Origin of the sequence: Actinophytocola sp. (assembly GCF_009379765.1) — a bacterium.
Lineage (GTDB): Bacteria > Actinomycetota > Actinomycetes > Mycobacteriales > Pseudonocardiaceae > Actinophytocola.
Map to the genome: position 1 here is coordinate 21,656 of NZ_WHTD01000106.1, position 6,465 is coordinate 28,120.

At 73.7% G+C, this 6,465-nt stretch carries 7 protein-coding genes; 1 reads left to right on the forward strand and 6 read right to left on the reverse strand.

Features of this window, described 5'->3' with window-relative positions:
• Window positions 1-2: 2 nt before the first annotated feature.
• Window positions 3-833, reverse strand: a complete 831-nt coding sequence (locus GEV28_RS27825; protein WP_291415277.1) for a Crp/Fnr family transcriptional regulator — start codon at window positions 831-833, stop codon at window positions 3-5.
• Here GEV28_RS27825 and GEV28_RS27830 point away from each other — a divergent pair.
• Complete coding sequence (locus GEV28_RS27830) at window positions 747-998, forward strand: hypothetical protein (protein ID WP_291415278.1); 252 nt, start codon at window positions 747-749, stop codon at window positions 996-998. The genes GEV28_RS27825 and GEV28_RS27830 overlap by 87 nt on opposite strands.
• Here GEV28_RS27830 and GEV28_RS27835 read toward each other — a convergent pair.
• The 5 genes from GEV28_RS27835 to GEV28_RS27855 all read right to left on the reverse strand — a co-directional run.
• The gene (locus GEV28_RS27835) at window positions 995-1,612 is read right to left on the reverse strand and encodes a TetR/AcrR family transcriptional regulator (protein WP_291415279.1); all 618 of its coding nucleotides are present in this window, start codon (window positions 1,610-1,612) and stop codon (window positions 995-997) included. The genes GEV28_RS27830 and GEV28_RS27835 overlap by 4 nt on opposite strands.
• On the reverse strand, window positions 1,609-3,051 hold the full coding sequence (locus GEV28_RS27840) for an NAD(P)/FAD-dependent oxidoreductase (RefSeq protein ID WP_291415280.1): 1,443 nt from the start codon (window positions 3,049-3,051) through the stop codon (window positions 1,609-1,611). Before GEV28_RS27840 ends, GEV28_RS27835 begins: the two co-directional genes overlap by 4 nt.
• Before the next feature lie 51 nt (window positions 3,052-3,102).
• The gene (locus tag GEV28_RS27845; RefSeq protein ID WP_291415281.1) at window positions 3,103-3,735 is read right to left on the reverse strand and encodes a class II aldolase/adducin family protein; all 633 of its coding nucleotides are present in this window, start codon (window positions 3,733-3,735) and stop codon (window positions 3,103-3,105) included.
• Window positions 3,722-6,169 carry a LuxR C-terminal-related transcriptional regulator gene (locus GEV28_RS27850; protein ID WP_291415282.1) on the reverse strand — a complete coding sequence of 816 codons (2,448 nt, stop codon included), beginning with the start codon at window positions 6,167-6,169 and terminating at the stop codon, window positions 3,722-3,724. The genes GEV28_RS27845 and GEV28_RS27850 overlap by 14 nt, the downstream gene beginning before the upstream one ends.
• A partial coding sequence (locus GEV28_RS27855) for a hypothetical protein (protein WP_291415283.1) occupies window positions 6,166-6,465 on the reverse strand: 300 nt, incomplete at its 5' end. The genes GEV28_RS27850 and GEV28_RS27855, both read right to left, overlap by 4 nt.

Below are 6,465 nucleotides of genomic sequence, written 5' to 3' on the forward strand. Positions count from 1 at the left end.
GGTCACTGTCGCACAACAGGCTCCGTCGGGGCATCTGGGTTTGCCCGCAGTGCCAGCAGTTCGGGCGCGAGGATCACCACGGCACCCGGCTCGACGCGGACGAGGCCGCCGGCGGCCAGCGTGCGCAGTGCGCGGTTGACCGACACCCGGGTCATGCCGATCGCCTCGGCGAGGCCTTCCTGAGCGCCCGGCAGGACGACCCGGCTGCCGTTCGTGCCGGCCGCGCGGACCAGCCACGCGGCGGTGCGCGTGACGGCGTCGGCGAAGCTCGCGAGCACGAGGTCGTCCTGCTGGTCACGCAGCTGACCGGCGAGGTGGGTGAGCACGTGGTGGCGCGCGGCAGGTACGTCGTCCAGTACCGCGAGGAACTCGGCGGCCGGAACCGGCCGGATGCGGGATCGAGCGCCGGCCAGCCAGGTCGCGGTGTGGCCGCCGCCGTCGAGTACCGCCGCCTTGTCCACCGCGCAGGGTGCGGCGAACTCGCCGAGGCGCCGCCGGCGGCCGGTCGCCGTGTCGTGGACGGCGGTCACCCCGCCGGTCTCGACGACGATCAGGTGGGTGGCCGGCTCGCCCCGCACCGCGAGCACCGTGCCGGCAGCGACGGTACGGGCGGGTGCCGCCGCGGCGAGTCGTTCGAGCCGTTGGGGGGTCGAGGGTTGCCAGCAGCGGCACGTCGGCGAGTCCGGCCATGCCCGCAGTATCGCGTGATACAGCGGGCGCCGCGGCCGGACGCCTAGCGTCGCGGCATGCACGTGATCGAACTGCGCTTCGACGACGATCCGCGACGGCTCGCCGCCCGGCCCGCGCACCGCGAGCGGCTCGCCGCCTTGCATGCCGAGGGGCGTCTCCTGCTGGCCGGCCCGTGGGCCGACGGCTCGGGTGCCCTGCTGGTGTTCCGCGACGACCCGGCCGTCGAGCTCACCACGGATCCGTACTACGCGACGCCGGGCGTGACGGTACGTGCCGTGCGGGAGCTGCTGCCAGTGGTGCCCGACTAGTCCTCAGTGGACTGAATCCTGGGCACCATCTCGCGGACGATCGACAGCAGCGACGTCGCCAGCACCATCTGCACCTGGTCGCGGCTCAAGGCCCCGCGCACCAACCACTCCCGCGCCGTGGCCTTCACCAGGCCGCCGTAGGCACGGATCAGCGCACGCAGCTCCTCGCGGTGCGCGACCGCGTCGGAAAGTCCGGTCGCCTCCAGCACCCGGTCGGCGGCCAGCTCGTCGGCCTCGGCCAGGATGCGGGCGACCTCGGTGTCCACGCCTTCCGCACCGATCGCGGCCAGCCACGTCTTGCTGTGCCGGGAGATCCCGTCGAGGAACCAGGTCACCGAGCTGTCCACCCGCTCCTCCAGGGTTCCCTTCGGCAGCCGGTCGACGGCAAGCTGCGGGATCGTCACCATCCGGCGGACGACCTCCAGGTAGAGATCCCGCTTGGTGCCGAAGTAGTGGTTGATCAGGCCGCGGGCGACACCGGCGCGGTGGGCAAGCTCCGTCGTCGACACTCCCGCGTAAGGGCGCTCGCCGAACAGCTCGATCGCGCACGCCAGGATCTGCTCCCGGCGCTCGTCCGGCTCCAACCGCCGCCACCGCGGCTCCGCCGCGCTCATCTCGGCACCACCGTCCGAAAGTCCGACACCGCAAGCGTTTTCGTGCGGCGGTGGTACTCCGTCACCAGGCCCGGCCAGTTCGTCGACACCCGCCCGGCGCCCTCGCGGTACCAGCTGTGGCAGGTCGTCCATGCGGTGTTCGCCAGGCGTTGCTGCATCTCCCCGTCGTACCGGTCGGCGACGTCCGGGCGAACGTCCAACCCGGACCCATGGGTGGCGATGTGCCGGATCGCCTGGCGGATGTAGCGGGCCTGCCGCTCGAGCATGTACACGATCGACCCCGCGCCGAGGTTGGTGTTCGGTCCGTACATCAGGAACATGTTGGGAAACCCGGGAACCGTCATGCCCAGGTACGCCCGCGCGCCGCCGGCCCACGTCGAGCCGAGGTCGACGCCGGCGAGGCCGCGGACCTTGATCGGCGCGAGGAAGTCCGTCGCGGTGAACCCGGTCCCGTAGACGATCACGTCGGCGTCGTGCGTGACACCGTCGGCGGTACGGACGCCGGACGGGGTGACCGAGTCGATCGCGGACGTCTCGACGTGCACGTTCGACTGTTGCAGCGCGGGAAAGTACTCGTTGGAGAACAACACGCGCTTGCAGCCGATCCGGTAGTCCGGCGTCAGCTTCGCCCGCAACGCCGGGTTGGGAACCTGCTTGCGGAGGTGGTGCAGCGAGAGCCACTCGACCGTCCGGGTGATCGTCCGGTTCCCGATGACACCCAGCGTCGCGATCTCGCACACCGTCCAGAAGTACGCCCGCTCCGCCTGCTGTGTCACCGGAAGCCGGCGGAACAGTCTCTTGTGCCAGCCGCGGTACTGCTTGTCCGGCTTCGGCACCAGGTACGGCGCGGACCGCTGGAACAGCGTCAGCCGCGCCACCGACGGTTGGATCGCCGGCACGAACTGGATCGCGCTCGCCCCCGTGCCGATCACCGCCACCCGCTTGCCGGTGAGATCCACCGAATGGTCCCAGCGGGCCGAGTGGAAGCTGTCGCCGGTGAACGACGCCATCCCCGGAAGGTCCGGCATGGACGGTCGGGACAGCTGGCCGACCGCCGGCACCAGCACGTCGGCCTCCAGCACCTCGCCGGTACCGGTCTCGACCACCCACCGCGCCCGATCCGCGTCCCACGACGCGCCGGTCACCTCGGTGCCGTAGCGGGGACGGATGCCGTGGCGCGCGGCGACCCTGGCGAGATAGTCCTTGATGTCGGCCCGCAGCGAGAAGCGCATCGGCCACGTCGGGTTCGGCGCGTAGGAGAACGAGTAGTACGGCGAAGGGATGTCGCAGCCCGCGCCGGGGTAGGTGTTCTCCCGCCACACCCCGCCCAGCTCGGCGGCCTTCTCCAGCACCGTGACGTCGGTGAACCCGGCCCGGCGCAGCTCGACGGCCATCCCGATGCCGCCGAAGCCGGCGCCGATGATCAGAACGGACGGCACGGCACGCCTCCGTTCTGTTGGCGATCGGTCAACAAAGCGCAGTATAGGGAGCTAACGACCGTAGTCGAGCCTCGTGAACTGGTCCGCCGCGGCCGCCAGCTCGTCGTCGGACAGCAGCCGGGGCGGACCGAGCGCGGCCGCGCGCCGGTAGACCTCGGCCAACCACTCCACGGTCTCGAGCCGCCCGCACGCCTCCGAGATGCTCACGCCGTAGGCAACCGAGCCGTGGTTGCGCATCAGCGCCGCCGCCCGGCCGTCGAGCGCGGCGAGCACGTTGTCGGCCAGCTCCGGGGTCCCGAACGTCGCGTACTCGGCCACCCGCAGCACGCCGCCGAGCCGGACCGTCATGTAGTGGATCGGCGGCAGGACGTCGTGCGTGCAGCCGACCGCGATCGACGACGGCGAGTGCGCGTGCGCGACCGCCCGCGCGCCGGTCCCGCGGTAGATCGCCAGATGCAGCGGCAGCTCGGAGGTCGGCGTCAGCTCCCCGTCGAGCACGGTGCCGTCCAGGTCCACGACCGGCAGCGCGGCCGGCGTCAGCGCACCGAGGTCGGTGCCGGACCCGGTGACCACCAGGTGGTCGCCGACGCGCACGGACAGGTTGCCCGCGGTGCCGATGACCAGCCCGCCCTCGGCGAGGCGGCGCCCGGCGGCGGCCACCAGCTCGCGCTCATTCTCGTACAACCGAACTCCCCACCAGCGTTCTGAGTTGCGAGAGTAGCTCGCTGCGGCTGGTGGCGCCGAGGCGTTGGCGCATCCGGGCGACGTGGTGCTCGACGGTCTTCGCGGAGATGAACAGCCGGTCGCCGACGTCCTTGTAGGTCAGGCCGGACACCACCAGTTCGGCCACCTGCAGCTCGCGCTCGCTCAGGTTGACCTCGGCCGGCATCTCGACCGCCGCCGCCTCGGCCGCCGATATGTCCGATGTGGACACTCGACGGGCGGCGATCGGCTTGCCCTGCAGTATTCGCGCGCAGTCCAGCAGGCGGACCATGGCCGCCCGGTCGGTTGTCTTCGTGGCCGCCCGGCCGGCGAGCCGGGCCGCGTCCCAGGTGAAGCCGGCACCGTGCAGCCCGCGGGCCGCCTCCTCGACCGCGTCCGGGTCGACCTTGCCGTCGGTGAGGTCCAGCCAGCAGCGCGCGGCCCCGGCCACCGTGCCGAACTGCTCGTCGCGCGCGGCCGCCCGGGACAGCGCATCGGCGTTCTCCTCCGCGGCGTCGCGCTGGTCGGCGATGATCGCCGCGTGCAGGCCCGCCCACCACAGCGGCGTCGCCCACAGCGGCGGGTCGCCGAGGCCGGCGAGCAGCGCATGGGCCTGCTCGAGGTGGGTCGCGAGCCGGTTCTCGTCGCGCAGCCGGGCGGCGGCCACGGTCAGCTCACCGAGCGGCAGGAACGTGAACAGGTCGACGGGATGGCGCAGCACCGCCTCGCCGGCCTGCAGCCACGCCCGGCCGAGTGTCGCGGCGTCGCCGGCGCGGCGGGCCAGGCCGAGCTCGATCGCCACGGCGAACAACCAGTCGCGCGGCTCGAGCGTCCGGCCGGCCCGGCGGACCGCGGCCAGGCCTTCGCCCGCGGCGGTCAGGTTGCCGCGCACCATGGAGATCCACGCCAGCAGCAGCCGATGCCGGGTCGCGAGCGGCACGCCGCCGGTTCCGGCCGCGATCGCCCGCTCCAGCAGCGAGGTCGCGGTGCCGAGCTCGCCGTAGTGCAGTGCGAGGATCGCGCCCAGCGCGGCCGGGCTGTCCGGAAGCAGCACGCCGCGGCCGACCGGCTCGAGCGTCCCGGCGGCGCGGACCAGCATCGACAGCGCGGTCGTCGGCGTGCCGCTGACGGACTCCTGCAACCCTTGCGCCATCAGGGAGATCGCGCTCGACAGCGATGTCGGCGGGCCGTCGAGCTCACGCGTGTCGGCCTTGTCGCCGACGCCGATCGTCGCGAGCGTGCCGAAGTGGTGCGCCACGGGCGTGCCGGCCCAGCGGTAGAGCTGCGCGCTGCGGGCGAGCTGGCCGCGATGGGCGAGCGCGGTGGCGGCCACGGTCGCCGCGTCCCCGCGGTGCGGCGCGTCCTCGGTGGTGATCACCAGGTCGGCCAGACGCAGTGCGCCGTCGAGGTCACCGGCGAGCGCGAGTGCCTCCGCGCGGCGGGCGCCGACCTCGGCGGCCGGGCGGCCCGCGGTCACCGCGGCCGCGTAGAGCCGGGCGGCGAGCGCCGGGTCGCTCGGCAGCGCCTCACCGGCGGCGGACTCGAACGCCGCGGCCGCGCCGGCGCCGCCGATGCCGGTCGTCGCGAGTGGACGCATGAGGGGGAGGACCTGGCCGCCGCGGGCGAGCTGCAGCTCGGCGAGGCGTTGGCGCATCCAGGCGCGGCGCTCGACCGGAACGAGCGCGCGGACGGCGCGCTGCGCGATCGGCAGGAGGGCGCCCGCGGTGCCGACGAGCCCGGTCGCGCGGGCGGCCTCGACGACATCGTGCACGGCGTCGGTCTCGAGAAGGTCGACCAGCAGGTCGAGGTGCAGGCCGACGCCCGCGTCCGCGGCGAGCAGGAAGCGGAGCACGTCGTCGTCGAGGCGGGCGAGCTCGGGCCGGAACTCGGCGAGCGCGGTCGCCGGCACGTCGGGCTCGGTGGCGACGGTGCGGGCCAGCCGGTCGACGAAGGCCGGCACGCCGCCGGTCTGGGTGTGCGCGAACTCGACGAACCGGTCGGTGCGCAGCCGGACGGGGAGCGCGGCGCGGACCTGGGCGGCGTCGAACGGGGCTGGGAGCAGCTGGTCCTGGGTGAGGTCGAGGAGGTCGGCGAGCGCGGCGGTGCGGGGCCACGGCCGGGCGGCGACGACGAGCCGGGTGGTGGCGGCGTGCCGGCGGAGGGCGTGGAGGTCGGCGTCGTCGAGCAGGTGGGCGTCGTCGACGAGCAGGACGGCGGCCGGCCGGTCGAACGGCGGCAGCGCGCGGTGCGGCTCGGTGCCCGTGGTGGCGTGGATTGCGCGGCCGAGGTGGTGCAGCAGGGTGGTCTTGCCGTACCCACCCGGCGCGATGATGCCGACGTGCGCGCCCCGCGGATCACCGGCGACCGCGGCGAGGTGCGCGGCGGTGGCCCGGTCGAGGATCGGCTCGGTGCTCATCCGGCGTCCCTGCCGTGCCGAGGCTCGTTCGCGACCTCGACCGCACCGTCGACCGCACCGTCGACAGAGCCCTCGCGGGGGGCGGCCCGATGCCGGGAGAGGTTCTGGTCGAACGCGCTGTCCTCGGTCCGCCGCCGCGCCAGGCTCTCGTTGAAGCCGCTGTCTTCGGACCGGCGGGCGGCGAGGTTCTGGTTGAAGCCGCTGTCTTCGGACCGGCGGGCGGCGAGGTTCTGGTGGAAGCCGCTGTCTTCGGACCGGCGGGCGGCGAGGTTCTGGTGGAAGCCGCTGTCTTCGGA